The sequence below is a fragment of the Methylophaga sp. OBS3 genome, assembly GCF_026319325.1.
GTDB lineage: Bacteria > Pseudomonadota > Gammaproteobacteria > Nitrosococcales > Methylophagaceae > Methylophaga.
The window spans coordinates 269,172-291,572 of the sequence record NZ_JAPDMU010000001.1 but is presented as its reverse complement, the minus strand read 5'-3'; the positions used below and the strand labels follow the sequence as shown (position 1 = coordinate 291,572).

Genomic DNA, 22,401 nt, shown 5'->3' with positions numbered 1-22,401 from the left:
TTTGCCTTACAGCTATTGCTGTATCGTGTGAACTTCACTCTCAATCGAATCATACTGTCTGCGTAACTCATCAATAGATTGGGTTACACCACTATCGATTGGCGATTTCAGTACAATAATTTCAACACGACGGTTTTGCGCACGGTTAGCGGCACTATCGTTAGGCAACAAAGGCCGCGTATCGGCATAGCCTTCCAACATAAAACGCTCGGCAGGGATTTGGTTATATTTCAATAACTCATGAACAACCGAGGTTGCTCGCGAAGTCGAAAGCTCCCAGTTAGAACGATAACGTGCCGTGCTGATCGGTATATTATCGGTGTGACCGGCAACTGCGATCAAGCCATCCGTTTCAATGAGCACATCATGAATCGTCTTTAAGATAGGTACAAAGTTAGGGTTTAACGTTGCGTCACCTGAGGGAAACGAACCCTTTTCACGGATTCGAATAACGATTCGATTGTGCTCACTTTCAACTTCAATAAGCCCATCTTCAATCTCAGTTTTTAGTGCTTTTTTGAATTCTTCCGCTTCTTCTGCGGTTTGTCTGGCGATTTCTTCAACAGCCGCCTCCGCATCCATAGTCACTTTTAACACCTCACGCGGATCTTCAATTGTCTCTTGCTGAACCACATTCAGAGGCGTTGGTCTCGGTTCTCCAGGACTAAATTCTTGCGCAATAATACTCGTGCCAAGCGGTATTTCATTAGCAACGATATCGCGCTGGACACCAAAAGCCTTTTCCATTGATTTAACGACTTCTTTGAACTTTAATGCATCAATTTCTGAAAATGACAACAACAAGACAAAGAAACACATTAGCAGTGACATCAGATCAGCAAACGTTGCCAAATAGGCTGGTAAACCTTTTTTGGCTTGTTGCGCTACGCGATTTGTTTCGACATCCATCGCGAGCTAACCTTAAGCTGTTCCAGCGGGTTCAGCGTCACTTTCGCGCATTGAAGCTGGCAAATAATTTTTAAGAAGCTCTTCAAGTACTTTAGGGTTTTGACCTTCTTGAATTCCCATCACACTCTCGACAATGATGTTTTTATTCATCATCTCTTCATTACTTCTTAGTGAGAGTTTATCCGCGATAGGCAATGCAAACATATTGGCGATCATTGCACCATAAAGCGTGGTAAGTAAGGCCACAGCCATGGCCGGACCAATTGCTTTTGGGTCTGACATATTCGATAACATTTGCACCAGACCGACTAAGGTACCAATCATGCCCATCGCCGGTGCAGCATCACCGATTTGTTGGAAGATCTGTTGACCAATTCGATGACGGTTAATGGTTTCGTTCATTTCTGTCACCAACGCTTTTCGGACAACCGCTGGTTCATGTCCATCAACCAACATTCTGATGCCTAAAGATAATGCAGGAATGGAGACTTCTTGGCGTTCCAATGCCAACAAACCTTCTTTACGAGCGACACCAGCGAGACGGACTACTTCTGTAATGATCTCATCAGGTTGAACACTGCGGTGAAGAAACGCTTTTGAGGTAGTTTTAATCGAGTTAATAAATTGTTTCAGGGTGAATCGCATCATTACAACAGCAAAGGTGCCACCAAAAACAATAAGAAATGATGGCATATTCAGGAATGTGCTGGCAGCGGCGCCTAACGCAATTGTCAGAATGATTAATGTCCAGGCGATTAAAAAACCCAGTAGCGTCGCTAAATCCACGATACATAACTCCCTTAATGATGACGCGGCAAAAACTTATTCTAACCAATGAGATTAGAAACAAACAGGTATGCAAGCTAATTTAGCGCGTTTGATATTTTCGTCGTTGATACAAACGCCATGCTGGCAATATGGCTATGATGAGCATTAGCAAAAACAAAACTATCGGCCACCAAGTCGGCTGATTCCAATCTTTCTGAAGTTTATCGCGTAGCGTCACATCAATCCGCTGATACTTCATCGTATTATTGGCCATCAAATGGGTTTTGATATTCTTGTTCCACGCATGAAACAAGGTAAATCGCTTAGGATGAAAACCCCAAATCCACGGCGCATCGTTACGCGCGATTTCAACCATTTGGTCTATTACCTTCTGACGCGCATCGCCATCGGGTAATAAACGCATTTGCTCAAAGAGACTATCAAATTCAGGACTTTGATAGTTAGCGGCATTTTCACCACTGTAAAAACGTTTGCCATTCGGACCATATAGTAAGAATAAAAAGTTCTCAGGGTCGGGGTAATCTGCACTCCACCCCCACTGGAAAATCTGTGCATTCCCACTACGCATTTTTTCCTGAAATCGATTGTAGTCAGTACTGCGAACCACAAGTTGGATATTTAGTTTCTGAAATTGCTTACGCACCCAATCAAATTGCGCTTTGCTATCTGGACCACGATTAGTGACATCAAAATACAGTACTAACGGCTCGCCAGTTTCGGCATCACGCCCTTTGGGATATCCCGCCTCAGCGAGTAATTGTTTCGCGTATTTAATCGACTTTGTTCTTGGCTCACCTTCGACCCAGTCATAGACATAATTGTCGATACCACTCTCGTCATCTCTGTAACCAAAAATGCCGGGGGGAATTGGCCCTTGGGCAGGAATACCTTGGCCGTTTGCAAAAATACTGATGTTTTCTTCCTGATCAACAGCGATAGCGATAGCATGCCTTAACTTTCGCGCTTTTTCTGTGTACCCCCCCACAATGGGATCCAGCATATTAAAGCCCATGTAAAACGTCGTTGTGCCGACAGCTGAGTGCAAAGCAATGCCAAGCTCTTTCATGCTCTCACTCAACCCAAAGTCACCAGAGGGTGAAATATTAATTGCCTGCTCAAAACTATCTGAGGTGAGCGCACTAATATCGTAATAACCTTGTAAGAACTTATTCCAATACGCCGTACTTTCTTTTTCTAATGTGAACACGATTCTGTCGATAAAGGGCATTGTCTTACCGGCATCAACGAGTAAACCTGCAGCTTTATCACCAGCTGAGCCTTCAGATGGATATCTTTCACCATGAAAGAAAGGGTTTCTCACTAATGTCATGCGTCTATTAGGATCGTTTTCAATCAGGTGATATGGGCCAGTACCAACAGGATACCAATCCAAGGTCATGTTTTTACGTTGCAGGCCCGGTTGCTGATAAAAGGTCACCGCTTCCCATGGTACTGGTGCAAAAAATGGCATGGCAAGCCAATACTTTAATTGAGGATATTGGCCATACACCGTTATTTGATAACGATACTTATCAATCACCTTAACACCGGCCAATGGATAGTCGCGAAGATCTACTGATTTTCCTTCAGCCAATTCTTGGCCAAGTAATTCGGCATAGTCGCGTAAACCAACAATGTATTCACTCATCAAACCTAAAATGGGTGAGTGAACTTGTGGATGGGCTAAACGCTTTATTTGATAAACATAATCTTGTGCCTGTAACTCACGACTACTATGCTTTTTAAAATCATTCAGAGTTGAAATATCATCAACCTCAGCATCGCTAAGCTGGTGATATAAAAAATTACCTTGCTTATCACGGCTAAATGCTGGGTGTGGTTGAAAAGCAATACCTGGGCGAATCGTTATCGTATAACGACTAAACGCAATATCATTTGGATCAGCATCATTAGGTAAAGGCTCACCTTGACTATCAAGCAAAGTGATTTCCGGCAGAGCTTCTGCAGTTAAGGGCTCTAATTGATAAGGCCGTTTTAAATAATGGTATTGAAATGGCGGCTCATATATTTGGCCAGTTATCAGTGACTCATTTGCACTGTAGGATCGCGCAGGGTCAAGATGTTTGGGACGCAGATTGAATGACGAATACATGACAGTTTCGTCAGCATCAGGATCGGGGTATGGCGAATTAACTGCTTGTTGGTCGCAACCGAATAACCATGGAATAAAAACCAACACCATCAGACCTGAAATACGCATAACTCTCCGACTTTCTGCTGAACACGCCTTGATTATAGCCAGATTGTGAGGCTACTGCCTCTTTCAGAAAAAGGCAAAATCGGGTAATTTAACTGCCTTTATCTTTTCAGGAGACACCCATGGGATTCTTACAGGGCAAACGCGTTTTAATCGTAGGCGTAGCCAGCAACCGTTCTATTGCTGCGGGTATCGCCCTAGCCATGGCACGTGAAGGTGCTGAACTAGCGTTTACCTACCAGAATGACAAACTTAAATCCCGTGTAGAAAAGATCGCAGAAGAATGTGGCGCAAACCCAGCGCTGATCTTTCCTTGCGATGTGAGTTCTGATGAAGAAATTAACGGTGTTTTTGATTCATTGTCAGGGCATTGGGATGGTTTAGATAGCATCGTTCACTCAGTAGCATTCGCCCCACGTGAACAACTGCAAGGCAGCTTTGTTGATAGCGTAACCCGCGAAGGTTTCTCAATGGCTAACGACATTAGTGCTTACAGCTTTGCTGCATTAGCCAAAGCCGGTAAATCAATGTTGGCTGGTCGTAATGGTTCATTACTGACATTAAGTTATCTCGGCGCCGAACGTGCTATCGATAACTACAACGTGATGGGTGTTGCTAAAGCAGCTTTAGAAGCAACCGTACGCTACATGGCTTATTCAATGGGTCCGGAAGGTATTCGTGTTAATGCTGTCTCAGCCGGTCCTATCAAGACATTAGCGGCTGCTGGCATCGGCGATTTTGGCAAAATGTTAGCTTACGGCGAACGCAACTCCCCTTTACGTCGCAACGTCACAATTGAAGAAGTCGGTAATGTTGGTGCTTTCTTATGCTCTGATCTGGCGTCAGGTATTACCGGTGAAATTACCTACGTTGATGCCGGTTACAACATTGTTGGTATCGGTGATAAGTAAGTTTAACCATGAAGGTTTAACAACAATAAAACAGGGCACTCAGTGCCCTGTTTTTTTTTGACCAAACAAAATTAAGGGACTTTAACCATGTCACCTAAACACGCAACTATCTTATTGCTTGGCATTATTATCGGCGCTATAGGTGGCGTTTTAAGTGGCTGGTTTTTTCCAGAATTCAGCCAGCAAATAAGCTGGCTCGGCACGCTATTTCTCAACGCCTTAAAAATGACCATTATTCCGCTAATTTTAGCAGCAGTAATCAGTGGAATTGGCGCGCTGGGTGACGTTCGTCAAATGGGTCGCCTCGGCGGCTTAACCGTTGGTTATTACGTTTTTACCAGCGGTCTTGCTGTATTGATTGGACTATTAATGGTCAACTGGATAGCACCTGGTGAAGGAATTAGTCTGTCCAATGAGTCAGTCCCCACCTATATCCTCGAAAAACAAGACACTGGAATATCGGACATCGTCTTGTCGATGGTTTCGCCAAATCTAATTGCTTCGGCCGCTAATACGCAATTACTACCACTTATTGTTTTTGCCATTATCTTTGCCTTGGCTGTAAGCACGTTAGGTTCTCGTGGCCAGCCTGTATTTAGCCTTTTCGATGGCATCAATGAAGCCATGATGAAACTGGTTATTTGGGTGATGTACTTGGCGCCTATTGGTATATTTGCCCTTATTTCAGCACGATTAGGTCAGGCAGGTGGTGGCCCAGAATTTTTTGCCGAAATCAAAGCCGTTGGTATGCATGTGGTAACGGTTTTATCGGCATTACTCGTGCATTTTATTGCGCTGTTCATCATTCTCAAATTGCTGACGGGTAGAGGCTTAAACTATTTAAAAGGCTTAAGTCAGGCGTTGTTAACAGCATTTGGTACCGCCAGTTCCAGCGCCACACTGCCATTAACCATGGAAAATACACGTCAAGAAGGTGTCAGTGATAAAGCGGTGAAGTTTGTTTTGCCATTAGGTAGCACTGTAAACATGAATGGCACAGCACTTTATGAAGCAGCTGCAGCCCTATTTATCGCTCAGGCATATGGTATTGAACTCACCTTCGCTCAACAATGCATTGTATTTATTACTGCCACGCTGGCAGCTATTGGTGCAGCAGGTATCCCTGAGGCGGGTCTGGTGACCATGGTTATCGTGCTTTCTGCAGTTGGTCTACCTTTAGATGGTATTGCTTTATTACTTTCCGTTGATTGGTTCTTGGACCGTTTTCGAACGGTAGTGAATGTTTGGGGCGATACAGTTGGTGCAGCGGTAGTTGGACACAGAATAAATAAAAAAGGCGCTTAAAGCGCCTTTTTTATCGCATTAAAGAAGAATTTATTGGGCTACTGAAGCAACACGATCTTCGAAGATCTCAATATCAGCTGCTTCACGCAAACTGGCAACAAATGATTCAAACTCACTATTAGCATTTAAGCGAGCCAAATTCATCGTCATGCCTTGTCTTTGCTCTTCTGTCGCATCAGCATCTGAACCATCACGAACATCAATCAGAACCACAACAATGTAATTACCATTCTCAGCGGTAAAGCCACTCACTGATTGTGACTCAGTATATGGCATAGCAAAGGCATGCGCTAAAACTTGATAACTGACTTCTTCGCTATCTCGACCGTAGAACTTAGCAGCTTGCCATTGACCAGCATCAAACACGCTATCTGCAGCACTACCATTCTCAATTTCAGCAACTTTCGCTTCACCAGCTTCAACAGCCATGTCAACTGCAGCTTCATAACGCAATTGTTCTTCGATTGCAGGACCTACAGAGTCAAAAGAAAGTGGTGTTTCGGGAATATACTTTTCTTTACGAATAACAATTAAGTCTGTTTCACCAAGCTCAAGAGCTTGACTATTTAAGTCATGATTCAAAACATCATCACTAAATGCTGCTTCGATAACCTCTGCAGATGACGTGACATCATCACTACCTCCATTACGAGTAAATAATTGGGTTGTTTCAATAGTTAAACCCAATGCTTCGGCTGCAATATCAAGGCTTTCAGGATTTTCATATGTCAGATTAGCTAATTGATCTGCCATATCGTAGAACTGCTTACGTGACGTTTGCAGACGATATTGTTGCTCGATTTTCTCTCTCGCAGCATCAAAGTCTTCACCGGCAGGAGCACTGATATCAGTCACCTTAATTAAGTGGTAGCCAAACTCTGTCTTAACTGGCTCAGAAACCTCACCAACCTCTAGTGCAAATGCTGCTGCTTCAAAATCAGCATCCATCACATCACGCTGGAAATAACCTAAGTCACCACCCTGCTCACTTGAACCTGGATCTTGTGAGTTGGCTTTTGCTAATTCTGCAAAATCAGCCCCCTCTTTTAATTTTTGCGCAATCTCTTCAATTTTAGCTTTTGCTTGCTCATCATCACCTTCGATTAAGATATGACTCGCACGTCTTTGCTCAGGACCAACAAATTGATCACGGTTGTCAGCATAGAATGATTTAAGTTCGCCATCATCTACATTGATTTCGTCAGCTAACGTTGCAGCTGAAAGACGTAAATAATTAATGGAGACTTGTTCAGGTGCTGTATAAGCAGCTTGATTCGCCTCATAGTATTCACGTGCAGCACCTTCATCTAAAGAAACAGATTCTAGGTACTGACTTAACGGTAAAACACCAAATGCTATTTCACGTTGTTGGTTTTCTAAGCGTAATAAACGCTGAACCTCGTGATTTGAGGCTAAAGCACTACGTTCAATAACTTGCACTAATTGTTGGCTGAGTAAATCCTGGCGTAATTGCGCTTCGTACATAGATGGTGTGTAACCAGCACGGCCTAACACCATTTGATATTGTTCCAAGTTGAATTGGCCATCTACTTGGAAAGCTTCGGTATTACGTACAAATTGTGCGATTTGGCTATCAGGAACGCGCTGGCCAAGTTGTTGAGAAGCATCAAGTAATAAGCGTTGTTCGATTAAGTCATCAATGATGGCTAAACGAACAGCGGTGCCCTGAAACATTTGTGGATCAAACTCATCACCCATGGTGTTTCTCATTTGATCGCGGTATTGCTGAATGGACTGTTGCAAATCTGCTTGTGTGATTTCTTCACCATTTACAGTGGCGACTGTCACACTTGTTTCGCCCGTTAAATATGAATCTAAGCCCCACAAAGCAAACGGGATACTAATCAGACCAACTATGAACCAAGCAACCCACCCTTGGGCTTTTTCACGTATGAAATGCAACATAAAGACGAACCTTTAATGTATGAAATTGCGTCAAATTCAGCGCAAAAAAAAAGGCGCATTGAATGCGCCTTCTTTCGTATTGGCGGAGCGGACGGGACTCGAACCCGCGACCTCCGGCGTGACAGGCCAGCATTCTAACCAGCTGAACTACCGCTCCTGTTATTCCTGGTGGGTGCTGAGGGGTTCGAACCCCCGACCCTCGCCTTGTAAGGGCGATGCTCTCCCAGCTGAGCTAAGCACCCCAAGAAAAACGACTAGTTTACAGCATCCTTCAGAGCTTTACCAGCTTTAAATGCAGGAATTTTTGCAGCTGCGATTTTAATTTCTTCACCAGTGCGTGGGTTACGGCCTGTGCGAGCTGCACGCTCACGAACAGAAAATGTACCAAAGCCAACCAAAGTAACTTGATCACCTTTGCTGAGGGCTTTCGTGACAGCAGCAGTTACACCATCAACTGCTTGTGCCGCTTTTGCTTTAGAGATATCTGCAGCTGCAGCAACTGCATCGATTAATTCAGATTTATTCACAGCTTAATTCCTCATGTCATTATATATTTTTCGTCGAGTCCCAATCGCCGCCATTCCACGGGCCTATTGGTTGTGTGTATCTAACTACAGCAAAATCAGCGTGTCAAGACAATGAAAGAGCTTTAACCAGTTATTTAAATGGATTTGTGAACAAGGTCTAAAGCAAGATCTATCAATGCTTTCTGCGAAAACAGCCGCAGCTTAGCAACATAAATTTTGTCAGTTAATCCGTGACTATCTGGGCCAAGCGAACAAACTGTTCTATAGATATAGTTTCTGGTCGCTGTTCAGGTGCTATTTCAGCGGCTTCAAGCTGTTCAATAGTTACTAGTTTTTTCAATGTGTTAGCGATTGTTTTTCGGCGTTGACTAAAAGCCTGTGTCACAAGTTTGTTAAGTTGCTCACTATCAACTTGCCCAGCTAGAGGCTGTTGTCTCGGCTGTAGGTATATGATTGCTGAGTCCACTTTAGGCATTGGCTCAAATGCTTCTGGCGGCACATTAAATAGGCTCTCAGCAGCACATTGATATTGCAACATAATTGTTAGCCTACCGTACTGTTTACTACCTGGTGCGGCACATATGCGCTCAACTACTTCTTTCTGCAACATAAAACACATGTCTTCAATCACTTCTGATTGAGACAATAAGTGGAAAAGTAGTGGCGTTGTGATGTTATATGGCAAGTTGCCAATCACACGTAACTTTTTACCATCAGCAGCTAACGGCCGATAATCAAATTGCAACGCATCCGCATTGTGCATCGTCAGATTGTCAGCGGTGTTGAATTGATTTTGCAAAAGGGGAACAAGATCTCTATCTAATTCGATAACATCAAGCTGTGCACCTGAAGCCAACAACGGTGCTGTTAATGCCCCCCGGCCTGGACCAATTTCAACAAGATGCTGATGTCCTTCGGGACTAATTGCCGCAACAATTGAATCAATGATGGCATCATCTTGTAAAAAGTTTTGTCCGAAACGTTTTCTAGCTTGTGGGTACATCTAAAATTTGACTCACTATTTAATGTGATGACATTAATAACGCCATATTAACCGCAGCAACCAAACTACCGACTTCAGCTTTACCAGTTCCTGCTAGATCTAATGCGGTGCCATGGTCAACTGATGTTCGGATAAAAGGTAAGCCTAGCGTAATATTGACTGCTTCACCAAAGCCTTGATGCTTTAACACTGGTAGCCCTTGGTCATGATACATCGCTAACACAACGTCATAATCATCCAAACGGCTTTTAACAAAAATCGTGTCGGCAGGCCATGGACCTGAGGCAGCGATACCCGCCTTCATTGCAGACTGGATAACGGGCTCGATAACATCAATTTCTTCTCGACCAAGATGGCCCCCCTCTCCTGCATGCGGATTTAAACCACAAACCGCTATTTTGGGCTGAGCGAGGTCGAATTGTTGTTGCAAACTATGTTGAATAATATTGATGATTTGAGTCAGTTCAGGCTGGGTAATTGCTTCACTAACTTTGTTTAATGGCAGATGCGTTGTGGCAAGTGCCACGCGTAACTCTGGCGTTGCCAGCATCATAACGACTTTATCAACGCCCGCTTGTTCTGCAAAAAACTCAGTGTGACCACTAAAGCTGATACCGGCATCATTGATTACGCCTTTGTGAACAGGGGCAGTTACCACGCCATCAAATTGGCCTATCATGCATCCTTCGGCAGCAATCCTAAGCGTCTCTAAAACATAAGATGCATTTGCAGAATTTAATTTACCTGCTGTTACTGTCGAATCTAAAGAGACAGGCAAATATCGAATGACACCTGACTGACTTGCTACAGCAGGTTCTTTTAAATTGACCGGGATTAATTCAACTGTAATACCAAGTTGCTTGGCACGCTCAGATAATAATAGCGGATCGGCAATAACAACCAATTCATGCTCAAAGTTATTTGCAGCCAGCATTAATACCAAGTCGGGGCCAATACCCGCTGGCTCACCAGCCGTGATGGCTAGTCTCTTAATTGTCATCAAGATTCGCGATATTCAACATAAGCTTCATCACGTAAAGCACGTAACCAGCTTTCTAATTCTTCTTCTACTTTACGTTGACGTAATTGTTCACGCGCCTGGTTACGGTTGTATTCCTCTGCCATATTTTCTTCACGGCGGTCTTCAACTTTAATTAAGTGCCAACCGAAGCGACTCTGGAAAACATCACTGATCTCACCCTCAGCCAAACCGTTCATTTTCTCTTCAAACTCAGGAACCATCACACCAGGACTCACCCAGCCTAAGCTACCACCTTCAATTGCCGACCCAGTATCTTCAGAATGCGCCCGAGCAAGCTCAGCAAAATCTTCGCCATTCAACAGACGCTCACGTAACTGTTCTAGGCGACTTTGTGCTTCTTCATCGCTCATAACTTCTGTCGTTTTGAGCAGAATGTGGCTAGCTAATGTTTGACTGACCAAATGCGTTTCTTCACTTTTCTTATCAGCAACACGAACCAAGTGAAAACCACTACCACTACGGATAACATCACTGACTTCACCTTTCGCTAAAGTCGGTACCACATTAGCAAATAATGATGGTAATTCACCCTGCTTACGCCAACCAAGCTCTCCACCCTCTAATGCATTTTGGCCATCTGAGTACCCTGCAGCGACTTCAGCAAAGTCACCACCATCTCTTAATAAGGTTTGGATTTGGGCTAATCTTTGCTCGGCATCTTGGATATCTTCTGGTGAAGCGGCCTCGGGTACACTAACCAAAATATGTTGCAGACGATAGGTAGTTTCAGCCTCGCCTTGCAGAGTTTGCGTCGCTAAAAAGTTATCGACTTCACGTTCAGAAATGACAATGCTGTCTTCAACTTGTGCCTTGCGCAGACGTGTGATGATCATTTCTTCACGAATGTTTTCACGGAAATCAGTGAAACGATAACCATCTTGCTCAATAACATCACGGAACTCTCTGAGCGTCATATTATTGTTTTGAGCGATCTGAGTTAAAGCAGCATTAAGTGCATCATCAGAGACACGAACACCCGTTTGTTCGGCACGTTGCAGTTGAATTCGCTGCATTATCAAACGTTCCAGAACTTGTCTGCGTAAGACATCTGAGGATGGCATTGCACCATTTCGTTGCCGAATTTGCTGACGCACATTTTGCGTCATTGCCTGTAATTCACTTTCCAAAACCACATCTTCGTTAACTACGGCGATAATCCGATCCAGCGGTGCGGCCATTACATTGCCAGCTAATAACAGGCCGGCGATTACATACTTAATCATGAAAAATGCTGTACTCCGTTTAGGATTTCAGATTATGCGGTATTACCTACATCAGAATATTGAATTAAGGTTACCTGCAGAACAATTTGACCAAACATCATACCGAAAGTTGACTTTATTCGTAGCCGATTATGCTGTCTTGCAACAAGCTATCGGTCTTATTACCAAAGCTACCCAGACCTTTCAGTTGGATCTCGATAAAAAATGCGGTATTACGATCTTCGCTACTAACGTCATTGATGTAGTCACGGAAAACAAATCGTGTCGCCCAACAGCAACTGTTGTATTCCACACCCGCCAATGTTTCTAAAGTACGTTGATCGTCTAATGAACGATAGTAACGACCTATCACACTCCAAGTGTCGTTAATTGGCAAACTGGCAGAGATATCGACTTGTTCTAACCCAATAATGTTACTGAATTGTGTATCCAGCTCACCTTCTCGACGGTAACGGTGTGAAATATTGAAGATTCCGCCGTTATCACCACGGTAACGAAGTTGGGTTGTGCCAACTGAGGTACGGCTTTGATCTGGATCCCACTGTAACTGGGCAGCTGCAGTCCAGTTCTTGGTAATACTGGCAATAACCTCAGCGATATAATCTGAGTCGCTACGATCTTCACTCGCCTGATTAGCTCGCAACGTCACATTGCGGTCATCAAAATATTGAATTTGCCCTAAGGTCACTGCCAATCGTTCACGACCAGTCTCTTGATCGATAATTCGACTCGTTAACGCCAGCGATAATTGGTTTGCATCACCAACACGGTCAGGACCAGTAAAACGATCATGGCTAAACAAACTTCCCATGGTGAATGTCCGCAAATTGGTATCAAACAACGGAATATCACTTTGGTCACGCTCAGGTATATACAAATAGAATGCGCGAGGCTCCAAAGTTTGAATAAAGTTTTTTTTGTTAAATTTCAGCGGCTTCTCAAAAACCAAACCACTGTCCATACTTAGAATTGGCACGGTTCGGCTAATTGAGCTTTCTTGGTATTGAGGTTGCCGCTCAAGGTTGTCCAAAGAATAGTTACTTTGTTTAATTGCTACGCGTGGCGTAGCGAACATCCCTGCATTACCCCACGGCAGACTGATTGATGGTTCAAAATCAAAACGCTGCCCCGTCACACGATCATCACTATCAAACGCCGTGAATTCAGTCTCAAGTTCATAGGTTAAACCCAACGCTTGATCGGGTAAGAAACCACGAAGTGTTAACTGTGGTAATTGTTTGTATGGTTCCTGAACATCTTCAAATAATGTTTGGAAGCCTTGTGCCATAGCGCCAAAACGCCAAATATCACCACTGTAATTGACACGCGCCATGCGTCGTAAATGCGTGGTACTACTCAGGCTTAGATTGCCGCTGAAATCTTCTAGGTAGTTACGATCAGACACATAGTTGTAATCAACGACATTCGACCAACGTGAATTGAAACGTCCTTGATGTTGCCAACTGAAATGGTTACGTGCTTCATCATAATAAGGATTTAACTCATCACCGTCATAGCGCAGGCTATCACGACTCAAGTAACCCGCATCTAACGTGCCTTCTGAGTTTTCAGTTAAATAACGATATTCGCCGCTCAACAATAAACCACGGTCAGACATATAACGCGGTGTGATAGTGGCATCTTGGTTAGGGGCAATATTCCAGTAATACGGAATACTGGTATCAAAACCGGTTTCATCACTATTACCAATTGATGGGATTAAAAAACCAGATTTACGTGCATCACTTAACGGGAAACTAATATAAGGCGTGTAAAAAATTGGCACGCCTTTCATACGCAAAACCACATCTTCTGCCGTACCGACCGCTGTTTCATGGTTAAGGTTGACTTCATCAGCCTCTAAAATCCAGAACTCATCATCTTCTGCACACGTCGTGTAGGTTGCGTTTTTTAAATCTGTTTTTGCTGTACCTTGGCGAAAGACCGAACTCGCATTACCCCGGGCATTTTGCAGACGAATGCGATATTCGGCATCGATCATCGCGCCTTTATCATCTAATAAAGACCACTCTGCTTGTTCAGCTTCTATATACATGTCACTGTCACGCAACGTGACATCGCCTTGCGCGGTCACTTCTTGATATAGACGGCTATAGGTTGCTCTATTAGCGTTAAGTTTTTGATTACCACGTAAAACTTCAACATTACCTGTGAATACGGATGTGCCATTTTCAACAAACTGCGCATTATCTGCGTCGACATTCACTTCGCTAAGATCTGGAGATAATCCTTCAGGTAAGAAAAAATCGTTATCGGGGCGATCACATCGGGCAGGAAGAATATTATTGTCGAAGGCAAAGCTACTTTGGCCGTAGCAGGCACAAATGCCAGCAGTTAATAACATTAATTTGCGCATGTGTATCCTCAAACAGCTGACACGGCCCTAACTAGCGCCGCCAATGACTAATAATTAATCTTCAATTTATCGCATACTCAAAGCCAATCATCAAATCTCAGCCATACCATACGATGCGCAATTTTAATTTCACCCAACACATCAATAACTTATATTTATCACGATACAATACCCCCTTGTTAAGCGCCTGCTAATGCCGCCCGACATGAATTTTTTTTCAAAAATATTGTTGACACTTAAGGTCCAAATCCCTATAGTGTGCGCTTCCTTTCGGGGCTATAGCTCAGCTGGGAGAGCGCTTGCATGGCATGCAAGAGGTCGGCGGTTCGATCCCGCCTAGCTCCACCAAAACCGAAAGAAACAGTTTTAGGTCCCCATCGTCTAGAGGCCTAGGACACCGCCCTTTCACGGCGGTAACAGGGGTTCGAATCCCCTTGGGGACGCCATATTAGCCAACTTATTGGCTTACTCGAAAGGCACCGCAGAGCGGTGCCTTTTTTGTTTCTACGGTTTACAAATAAGCCCCCTCTCCTCAATAATCCCTTTCAAATTAAGACTAGGATTACCAAAATGGCTTTTGCTCACCGATACTTTTTTAGATTGTTTTTTGCTGCTTTTTTACCCGCCTTTATGTTCAGCCAGCCAATTTATGCAGACGAAAACGACATCCAGCAAATTACAGAAAGTAATGTGGCCGAGTTAACCAGCCAAGTCGCTGATGACTATTACAATCAATTAGAGTCGCTGGTTACTTTTTATAAGCTATATCAACAAAAGCGTGATCCGCGGGGGTTTAATGTCTGGCATTTACGCGGCTTTACACCGAATTACAGCGCCCAATCTAGTTATTACCAAACCTTGTTAGCGTCAGCGCCAGCCGAAATTGAGAACGCTAAAGCAGCAATCGATGCTTTCAATGCTGTGGGTACTATCGCTTCGCAATTGATGATTGCTTTTAGAGATAACAATGTCGATGCCTACGCTAATGCTGCATCGCTAGTCGAAACCAATAATGAGTTGATTGCCTCATTGTTAGCAGAATATGGCAACGAAGATGCAGTTCGCGAAATCAGTTTGAATTAGCGAACTCGCCGAATCATTACTATGCCGATGATGGCAAAGATGATGGTGGGTAATGAAGCTGCCAGCCATGGCAATACGCCATAAACTAAGCCGATATGTTGGAAGGTTTGGTTAAATAAGTGAAACCCTATCCCCACTAAAGCACCCGCCAAAATTCGAGCGCCCACCGGAGAACTTCTTAGTGGTCCAAAGATGAATGGCACCGCTAGAAACACCATTACCGCAGAGCTTAATGGCATCATGACTTTGCTCCAGAAAGCCAATTGATATTGACTAACAGCCTGATGGTTTTCTTTTAAATAGCTGACATAGTCCAACAGACTCCATACCGGCAAGAACTCAGGTGGAACGACAACAATATTCAGCATTCCTGGGTTTAATCTTGAGCGCCATTTCGCCCTAGCGATAGACCGAACCTCGATACCCGCTTTATCAATTTGGCTTTGGACAACGTCGCTTAATTCCCATTCGCCCTCGTCATAACGTGCTGATGCTGCACGCGTGACCATTCTCAATTGATGACTCTCATCAAACTCATAAATTTTGATGCCTTCGAAACGACCATCACTATGAATACGTTCAATATGGTTAAAGTGCTCACCATCTCGTGTCCAAAAACCATATTCAGACTGCGCGCCTTCTGTACCGGTCTTGGCTAAGTTTTGAAGAGACATCGCTTTTTGTTCGGCAATCGGCCGTAATACTTCACCTACAAACAGTGCAGCAACCAGTAATACCAACGCGACAAACATAACGGCTTTGTTAATAGCGCCGACGGAAACGCCTGCCGCACGCATCGCCACAAGCTCACTCTGACTAGCCAAAGTGCCTAATCCCAAAACACTGCCAAGCAAAGCGGCGATCGGTAATAGCTCGTATATTCGTTTCGGCATGGTCATAGCAAGATACGACAAGATTTGTATCAAGCCATAACTACCCTCGCCTAAATCATCAAGCTCGGCGATAAAATCCATAAAGGTATACAGCGCCAATAGCACCAAGAGCACAAGTAATGTGCTGGTTATGATGGTTTTGCTGATGTAACGTTGCAGAATCATTTGGCTGGCTGTTCCTTCAGTTTTCGTGATCGCAATTTACGGCTTATCTGTTGTCGGTTTGTTAATAACCACCAAATAAACAACATTAAGACATGCACCCACAACAGACCAAACCAGGGCGACATATCCCCTTTTTCAACCCAAGCACGACTCACACCGACTAAATTGCTATAGATGATATAAACCAAAACCGCTGGCATTAAGCCCGCATACCGACCTTGTCGTGGTCCCGCATGAGATAAGGTCATGGCTATAAGACCTAAAATAACAGTCATCACCGCACTGCTTACCCGCCATTGCACTTCAGCCAAGTCTTCATTACTGCCTCGTGCTAAAAGCACTGATGTTGGAGTGGCTTTCGCTTTTTCGCGATATAGCTGTTGACCACCTTTTTCCACCAGCAAACTATGTGAGGTATATTGTGCAATGACAAAATCACGATCCCCGGCATCACCTTCGTAGCGGTAACCCTCTTCTAAAATCAGATATTTATCACCGCTATTCGGATCGACTTCAAAGTGACCACGGTCAGCCCGGAAAATGAGAGGTTTTGGCTCGCGCTGGATCTCAATAAAAACATTTTGTAGTTGACCTGTTTCAGCACTAATACCTTGAGAATAAAAGGTCCAGTCGCCTCGCTGGCTTTCTTTAAAACTACCTGCAACTAGGCCGGTAGTATTCGCCGTTACTTTGGCTTTTTGTTCGAGTTGATATCGCCCTGAAAGAACATCAGGCACTATAAATAAAGCTAATACCGCCACAATCGTGGCCATAACACCGGAAAAAACCAATACATTTCGGCGAACACGATTTCCCGGAATACCGCAGGCAGCGATGACCGTCAGTTCGTTATCGGCGCTCATGCGACCCAAGCCTAATAAAACGGCAAGGAACGTTGCGATGGGTAGGAGAACCGATAAAGCGCCCAAAGAGTTGAGCCATAACAAACTGAAGATAACGTCGGCAGGTAAGTTCCCCACCGCGGCATCAGCAAGATAACGAGCAAACCGCGTAGCGACATAAATAAGCCACAATACGCCAACCACTGCGATAAGGTTGAGCAAAAACTCCCGCAGCATATAGCGGTCTATCAAGCTGAATGGAACAGCAAATAACTGACGAAGCACGGGCATTATTGGTCTGTCTTGTTTAGAATAGGGTCACAAATCGCGATAATAAAAGCGCAGTCTAAACCATCTACACCTACAGGAGAAATTCATGCAGTATTTTGTAAGCAGCGACGTTTTATCAGCGCAAGCAACCGACTGTATTGCCGTTGCCGTTTTTGAGGATGGTCAATTAAGCCCTTCAGCCGAAAACCTTGATAAAGCCAGCCAAGGCGCATTAAAGCGTTGTTTTGATCGTGGCGACATTGCTGGTAAAGCCGGTCAACTGTTACTGCTACAAGACTTATCTGGTATCAATAGCCCTCGTGTCTTGTTAGTTGGTGGTGGTAAACAAGGTAAAACCACTGAAAACGACTTTAATAGCGCATCAACAGCGATGGCAAAATGGCTGAATGAGTCCGCGGCGCAATCAGCAATTAGTTGTCTTGCAGAAATTCCGGTTAACAACCGTGATGACATTTGGAATATTCGTCAAACAGCAATGAATACAGAGTTGGCGCTTTACCAATACAGCCAAACCAAGAGTAAATTTACCCCAACTGACAAACCACTAGAAAAACTCGGCTTTTTGGCAACCGACGCTAACTTATCGGCGTATAAAAAAGCCGCTAAAACTGGTGCTGCGACAGGTCATGGTATGAACCTAGCTCGTGAGTTAGGCAACCTGCCAGGTAACATTTGCACCCCAACCTACCTTGCCGATCAAGCTATCAAAATTGGTCAGCAATATCCTTCAATTAAAGTCGATGTGCTCGAAGAAGCAGATATGGCTGAGTTGGGTATGGGGTCGTTATTATCGGTTTCCCGCGGCAGTCGTCAGCCGGCAAAACTCATCACGATGAATTACGGTGGTGGCGGTGACAGCAAACCCGTTGTTCTGGTCGGTAAAGGTCTAACATTTGATGCCGGTGGTATTTCTTTGAAACCTGCACCAGGCATGGATGAAATGAAATACGACATGTGTGGTTCAGCCAGTGTTTTAGGTACGTTACAAGCCGTTGCAGAATTGAAACTGCCAATTAACCTGATTGGTGTTGTTCCAAGCTCTGAAAACCTCCCAGACGGTGATGCCAACAAACCGGGTGACGTTGTAACCAGCATGTCAGGTAAAACCATTGAGATTTTAAATACCGATGCTGAAGGTCGTCTGATCCTGTGTGATGCACTGACTTACAGCGAGCGTTTTGATCCAGATACAGTTATCGATATCGCTACCCTAACGGGCGCAATTATTGTTGCTTTAGGTAGCAAAGCGAGCGGTTTAATGGCCAATAACCAAGATCTAGCTGATGACTTAATTAAAGCTGGTAATGACAGTTTTGACCGTGTTTGGCAGTTACCGATTTGGGATGACTATCAAAAACAATTGGACAGCAACTTCGCTGACATCGCCAACATTGGTGGTAAAGAAGCTGGCAGTGTCACGGCAGCCTGTTTCTTGGCGCGCTTTACCGAAAAATTCAAATGGGCACATTTGGATATCGCGGGTACGGCTTGGAACAGTGGTGGCAAAGATAAAGGTGCAACAGGCCGCCCTGTCACCCTGCTGATGCAATATCTGTTAAACCGTTTAGGTGAATAAACTCGTATGACACGAGTTAGCTTTTACCTGCTCAAATCGCAAGATCCGCAAAGCCGACAGCAATTTGCCTGTCGGCTCGCGGAAAAAGCTTGGCAACAAGGTCATCAGGTTTTTATTTATACCGAAAATGCTGAACAATCAGCAGAGATGGATAAAGCCTTGTGGGCTTTTCGTGCGGATAGTTTTGTGCCACATCAAGTTATTGAGTCGGCAGATGCCAACAATATCAATGCGCCAATCTTAATCAGTCATGGTGCTAAAGCACCGCCAAGACTAATGGATGTTTTAATTAACTTACATCCTCAGCAGCCTTTATTTTTCAGTCAGTTTGAACGTCTGGCAGAAATTATTGATGACAATGAAAACATCAAACAACACGGTCGACAGCGCTATAAGTTTTATCAAGATCGGGGTTATCAACTAGAAACCCACACGCTTTGATACAGCGACCATGACCGGCACCATCGCAAGCGGGTATAATGCCCGCTTTTCTTTGCCAATAACACGACAAATCATCCATGGATAAAACCTACACCCCCGAAGCCATTGAACAACGTTGGTACCAATTCTGGGAACAACGTGGCGAATTTAAACCTTCAGGCGAAGGCTCACCTTACGCCATCATGTTGCCACCACCCAACGTCACTGGCAGCCTGCACATGGGTCATGGTTTTAACAATACCATCATGGATTTGTTGACCCGTTATCACCGCATGAAAGGCGATAACACGCTTTGGCAACCAGGTACCGATCATGCGGGTATTGCAACGCAAATGGTGGTCGAGCGTCAGCTAAATGCCAATAACCAAACGCGCCATGACTTGGGTCGTGAAAAATTTATCGATCGCATTTGGGAATGGAAAGAAGAATCTGGCGGTAACATCACTCGCCAATTACGTCGTCTTGGTTCATCACTAGACTGGTCACGTAACCGCTTTACCATGGATGAAGATTTATCTGCTGCCGTGCAAAAAGTCTTTATTCAGCTTTATGACGAGGGCTTGATTTACCGTGGTAAACGTCTGGTTAACTGGGATCCGGTTTTACATACAGCTGTATCTGATCTGGAAGTTTTATCAGAAGAAGAAAACGGTCATCTTTGGCATTTCCGTTATCCCTTAACTGATGGCAGTGGTCACCTTGTTGTTGCGACAACTCGTCCAGAAACCATGCTAGGTGATACGGCTGTTGCAGTTCACCCTGATGATGCCCGTTATCAAAACCTGATCGGTAAAACCATTACCCTGCCACTGGTTGGTCGCGAAATTCCGATCATTGCTGATGATTATGTCGATCTCGAATTCGGTACCGGTTGCGTCAAAATTACACCAGCACATGATTTTAACGATGCTGAAATGGGTAAACGTCACGATTTACCAGTTATCAACATTCTCACAATTGATGCAGCAATTAACGACAATGCACCTGAAAAATATCAGGGCTTGGATCGATATGAAGCGCGTAAACAAATCGTTGCTGATTTAGAAGCACTAGGTCTGTTAGACGGCATTAAAGATCATAAATTAATGGTGCCACGTGGTGATCGTAGTGGCGCTGTTATCGAGCCATTATTAACCGACCAATGGTATGTCAAAGCGGATGTTTTGGCTGCGCCAGCGGTGGAAGCTGTTCAATCTGGCAAGGTGAAATTTGTTCCTGGTAATTGGGATAAAACCTTCTATAACTGGATGGACGGTATTCAAGATTGGTGTATCTCTCGCCAAATCTGGTGGGGACACCGTATTCCAGCCTGGTATGACGCCGACGGCAATATTTATGTTGGTGAAGACGAAGCCTCTATTCGTCAAAAACACCAATTGGCTGATGATGTGGTTATTACGCAAGATGAAGATGTCTTGGATACCTGGTTCTCTTCAGCACTTTGGCCATTCTCAACATTAGGCTGGCCAGCTGATGATGCGGCGCTAAAAACATGGTATCCGGGTAGTGTGCTGGTGACGGGTTTTGACATCATCTTCTTCTGGGTTGCCCGCATGATGATGATGGGTATTCACTTCCTTGGTGATGTGCCATTTAAAGAAGTTTATATTCACGGTCTGGTTCGTGATGCGCATGGTCAGAAAATGTCGAAGTCGAAAGGTAACGTACTCGACCCTATCGACATTATTGATGGTATTGATTTGGAAACATTGGTTACCAAACGTACTAGCGGCATGATGCAGCCACAACTGGCGGCCAAAATCGAAAAAGCGACCCGTAAAGAATTCCCAGAAGGTATCGCACCGCACGGTACGGATGCGCTACGCTTCACTTTTGCTTCACTGGCAACAACAGGTCGTGACATTAATTTTGATATGAACCGTATCGCCGGTTACCGAAATTTCTGTAACAAGATCTGGAACGCAGCACGTTATGTCTTGATGAATACCGAAGGTCAAGACACTGGTGTTACTAATGCAGATGTTGAGTTGAGCTTAGCTGATCGTTGGATCATTTCGCTCTTGCAACAAACTGAGCAAACCGTCACCAAAGCTATTGATAGCTATCGCTTTGACTTAGCAGCGCAGGCGATTTATGAGTTTGTTTGGGATAACTACTGTGATTGGTATTTAGAACTGTCGAAACCGGTTCTGAATAGTGATACTGCAAGTGATGCAGCCAAACGTGGTACGCGTCGCACCTTGGTTCGCGTTTTAGAAGCGACTTTGCGTATGGCGCATCCCTTTATGCCATTTATAACAGAAGAAATCTGGCAAACCATTGCACCATTAGCTGGTAAAGATGGCGAAACCATTATCAATGCAGCTTACCCGGTTGCAGATGAAACCAAGATTGACTCTGAAGCCGTTGCTGAAATGGAATGGGTGATGCAATTCATCACCGGTATCCGTTCAATTCGTTCACAAATGAACATTTCGCCGAAAAAAGAACTGCCCGTATTACTCAAAGACGCTGCTGACATTGATCAGCAACGTTTACAGCAAAACCGTGACTTTATAAGTAAATTGGCAAACCTTGAGTCTGTTGAATTATTAGTGGGCGAAGCACCAGCGGCAGCAACTGCACTGGTCGGTAAAATGGAAATTCTGATTCCATTAGAAGGCCTGATTGATAAAGAAGCCGAAGTTGCGCGACTAGACAAAGAAATTGCTAAGCTAGACAAAATCATCAAGCAATCAAGTGGCAAGTTGAGTAACGAAAATTATGTTGCCAAGGCCCCTGCTGATGTTGTCGCGAAAGAGCGTGAAAAACTGGCTGAAATGGAACAAGCATTGAACCAATTAACCAGTCAACGTCAGGCGTTAGCGTAAATTCACGATTTCGCGAAACCTTCCGCAACCGCGTTAGTCAATAACAATA

The 22,401-nt window shown here is 44.2% G+C and carries 17 protein-coding genes and 4 tRNA genes; 8 read left to right on the top strand and 13 right to left on the bottom strand.

Features of this window, described 5'->3' with window-relative positions:
* Positions 1-12 precede the first annotated feature (12 nt).
* The 3 genes from OMP94_RS01435 to OMP94_RS01425 form a co-directional block, all read right to left on the bottom strand.
* Entirely contained in the window at positions 13-909 is an 897-nt protein-coding gene (locus tag OMP94_RS01435; RefSeq protein ID WP_266275185.1) for a flagellar motor protein MotB, read from the bottom strand.
* A 12-nt stretch (positions 910-921) separates the two neighbouring features.
* On the bottom strand, positions 922-1,695 hold the full coding sequence (gene pomA / locus OMP94_RS01430) for a flagellar motor protein PomA (protein WP_266275183.1): 774 nt from the start codon (positions 1,693-1,695) through the stop codon (positions 922-924).
* A gap of 82 nt (positions 1,696-1,777) precedes the next feature.
* Positions 1,778-3,919: an ABC transporter substrate-binding protein gene (locus OMP94_RS01425; RefSeq protein WP_266275181.1), complete on the bottom strand. Its 2,142-nt coding sequence runs from the start codon at positions 3,917-3,919 to the stop codon at positions 1,778-1,780.
* Between the two features lie 119 nt (positions 3,920-4,038).
* Here OMP94_RS01425 and OMP94_RS01420 point away from each other — a divergent pair, with 119 nt between their 5' ends.
* Both OMP94_RS01420 and OMP94_RS01415 read left to right on the top strand, forming a co-directional pair.
* On the top strand, positions 4,039-4,827 hold the full coding sequence (locus OMP94_RS01420) for an enoyl-ACP reductase FabI (RefSeq protein WP_266275179.1): 789 nt from the start codon (positions 4,039-4,041) through the stop codon (positions 4,825-4,827).
* 87 nt (positions 4,828-4,914) lie between these two features.
* On the top strand, positions 4,915-6,132 hold the full coding sequence (locus OMP94_RS01415) for a dicarboxylate/amino acid:cation symporter (protein ID WP_266275177.1): 1,218 nt from the start codon (positions 4,915-4,917) through the stop codon (positions 6,130-6,132).
* Between the two features lie 30 nt (positions 6,133-6,162).
* Here OMP94_RS01415 and OMP94_RS01410 read toward each other — a convergent pair whose 3' ends face one another.
* The 8 genes from OMP94_RS01410 to OMP94_RS01375 all read right to left on the bottom strand — a co-directional run bounded on the left by OMP94_RS01410 (position 6,163) and on the right by OMP94_RS01375 (position 14,230).
* Positions 6,163-8,058, bottom strand: a complete 1,896-nt coding sequence (locus OMP94_RS01410; RefSeq protein ID WP_266275175.1) for a SurA N-terminal domain-containing protein — start codon at positions 8,056-8,058, stop codon at positions 6,163-6,165.
* An 80-nt stretch (positions 8,059-8,138) separates the two neighbouring features.
* Positions 8,139-8,215 (bottom strand) — tRNA-Asp (locus OMP94_RS01405).
* 9 nt (positions 8,216-8,224) lie between these two features.
* Positions 8,225-8,300 (bottom strand) — tRNA-Val (locus tag OMP94_RS01400).
* Between the two features lie 12 nt (positions 8,301-8,312).
* Complete coding sequence (locus OMP94_RS01395; RefSeq protein WP_266275173.1) at positions 8,313-8,585, bottom strand: HU family DNA-binding protein; 273 nt, start codon at positions 8,583-8,585, stop codon at positions 8,313-8,315.
* 223 nt (positions 8,586-8,808) lie between these two features.
* Positions 8,809-9,588, bottom strand: a complete 780-nt coding sequence (gene rsmA, locus OMP94_RS01390) for a 16S rRNA (adenine(1518)-N(6)/adenine(1519)-N(6))-dimethyltransferase RsmA (RefSeq protein ID WP_266275171.1) — start codon at positions 9,586-9,588, stop codon at positions 8,809-8,811.
* A 19-nt stretch (positions 9,589-9,607) separates the two neighbouring features.
* Entirely contained in the window at positions 9,608-10,588 is a 981-nt protein-coding gene (pdxA, locus tag OMP94_RS01385) for a 4-hydroxythreonine-4-phosphate dehydrogenase PdxA (RefSeq protein WP_416240438.1), read from the bottom strand.
* A complete protein-coding gene (locus OMP94_RS01380; RefSeq protein WP_266275164.1) occupies positions 10,588-11,853 on the bottom strand; it encodes a peptidylprolyl isomerase in 1,266 nt (421 codons plus the stop codon). The genes pdxA and OMP94_RS01380 overlap by 1 nt, the downstream gene beginning before the upstream one ends.
* A 115-nt stretch (positions 11,854-11,968) precedes the next feature.
* On the bottom strand, positions 11,969-14,230 hold the full coding sequence (locus tag OMP94_RS01375) for an LPS-assembly protein LptD (protein ID WP_266275162.1): 2,262 nt from the start codon (positions 14,228-14,230) through the stop codon (positions 11,969-11,971).
* Positions 14,231-14,502: 272 nt separating this feature from the next.
* Here OMP94_RS01375 and OMP94_RS01370 point away from each other — a divergent pair.
* From OMP94_RS01370 to OMP94_RS01360, 3 genes are all read left to right on the top strand, one after another.
* Positions 14,503-14,578 (top strand) — tRNA-Ala (locus OMP94_RS01370).
* Between the two features lie 22 nt (positions 14,579-14,600).
* Positions 14,601-14,676 (top strand) — tRNA-Glu (locus tag OMP94_RS01365).
* 124 nt (positions 14,677-14,800) lie between these two features.
* Positions 14,801-15,313 carry a hypothetical protein gene (locus OMP94_RS01360; RefSeq protein ID WP_266275157.1) on the top strand — a complete coding sequence of 171 codons (513 nt, stop codon included), beginning with the start codon at positions 14,801-14,803 and terminating at the stop codon, positions 15,311-15,313.
* Here the strand turns inward: OMP94_RS01360 and lptG are convergent.
* Together lptG and lptF are read right to left on the bottom strand one after the other, a co-directional pair.
* A complete protein-coding gene (gene lptG / locus OMP94_RS01355) occupies positions 15,310-16,371 on the bottom strand; it encodes an LPS export ABC transporter permease LptG (protein WP_266275155.1) in 1,062 nt (353 codons plus the stop codon). The genes OMP94_RS01360 and lptG overlap by 4 nt on opposite strands.
* Positions 16,368-17,504: an LPS export ABC transporter permease LptF gene (gene lptF / locus OMP94_RS01350; RefSeq protein ID WP_266275153.1), complete on the bottom strand. Its 1,137-nt coding sequence runs from the start codon at positions 17,502-17,504 to the stop codon at positions 16,368-16,370. Before lptF ends, lptG begins: the two co-directional genes overlap by 4 nt.
* Positions 17,505-17,589: 85 nt before the next feature.
* On the opposite strand from lptF, the gene OMP94_RS01345 reads away from it, so the two are divergent.
* The 3 genes from OMP94_RS01345 (at position 17,590) to OMP94_RS01335 (ending at position 22,352) form a co-directional block, all read left to right on the top strand.
* Positions 17,590-19,080 carry a leucyl aminopeptidase gene (locus tag OMP94_RS01345; protein ID WP_266275149.1) on the top strand — a complete coding sequence of 497 codons (1,491 nt, stop codon included), beginning with the start codon at positions 17,590-17,592 and terminating at the stop codon, positions 19,078-19,080.
* Positions 19,081-19,086: 6 nt separating this feature from the next.
* Positions 19,087-19,521, top strand: a complete 435-nt coding sequence (locus tag OMP94_RS01340) for a DNA polymerase III subunit chi (RefSeq protein ID WP_266275147.1) — start codon at positions 19,087-19,089, stop codon at positions 19,519-19,521.
* Positions 19,522-19,598: 77 nt separating this feature from the next.
* Positions 19,599-22,352: a valine--tRNA ligase gene (locus tag OMP94_RS01335; protein WP_266275145.1), complete on the top strand. Its 2,754-nt coding sequence runs from the start codon at positions 19,599-19,601 to the stop codon at positions 22,350-22,352.
* Positions 22,353-22,401 lie beyond the last annotated feature (49 nt).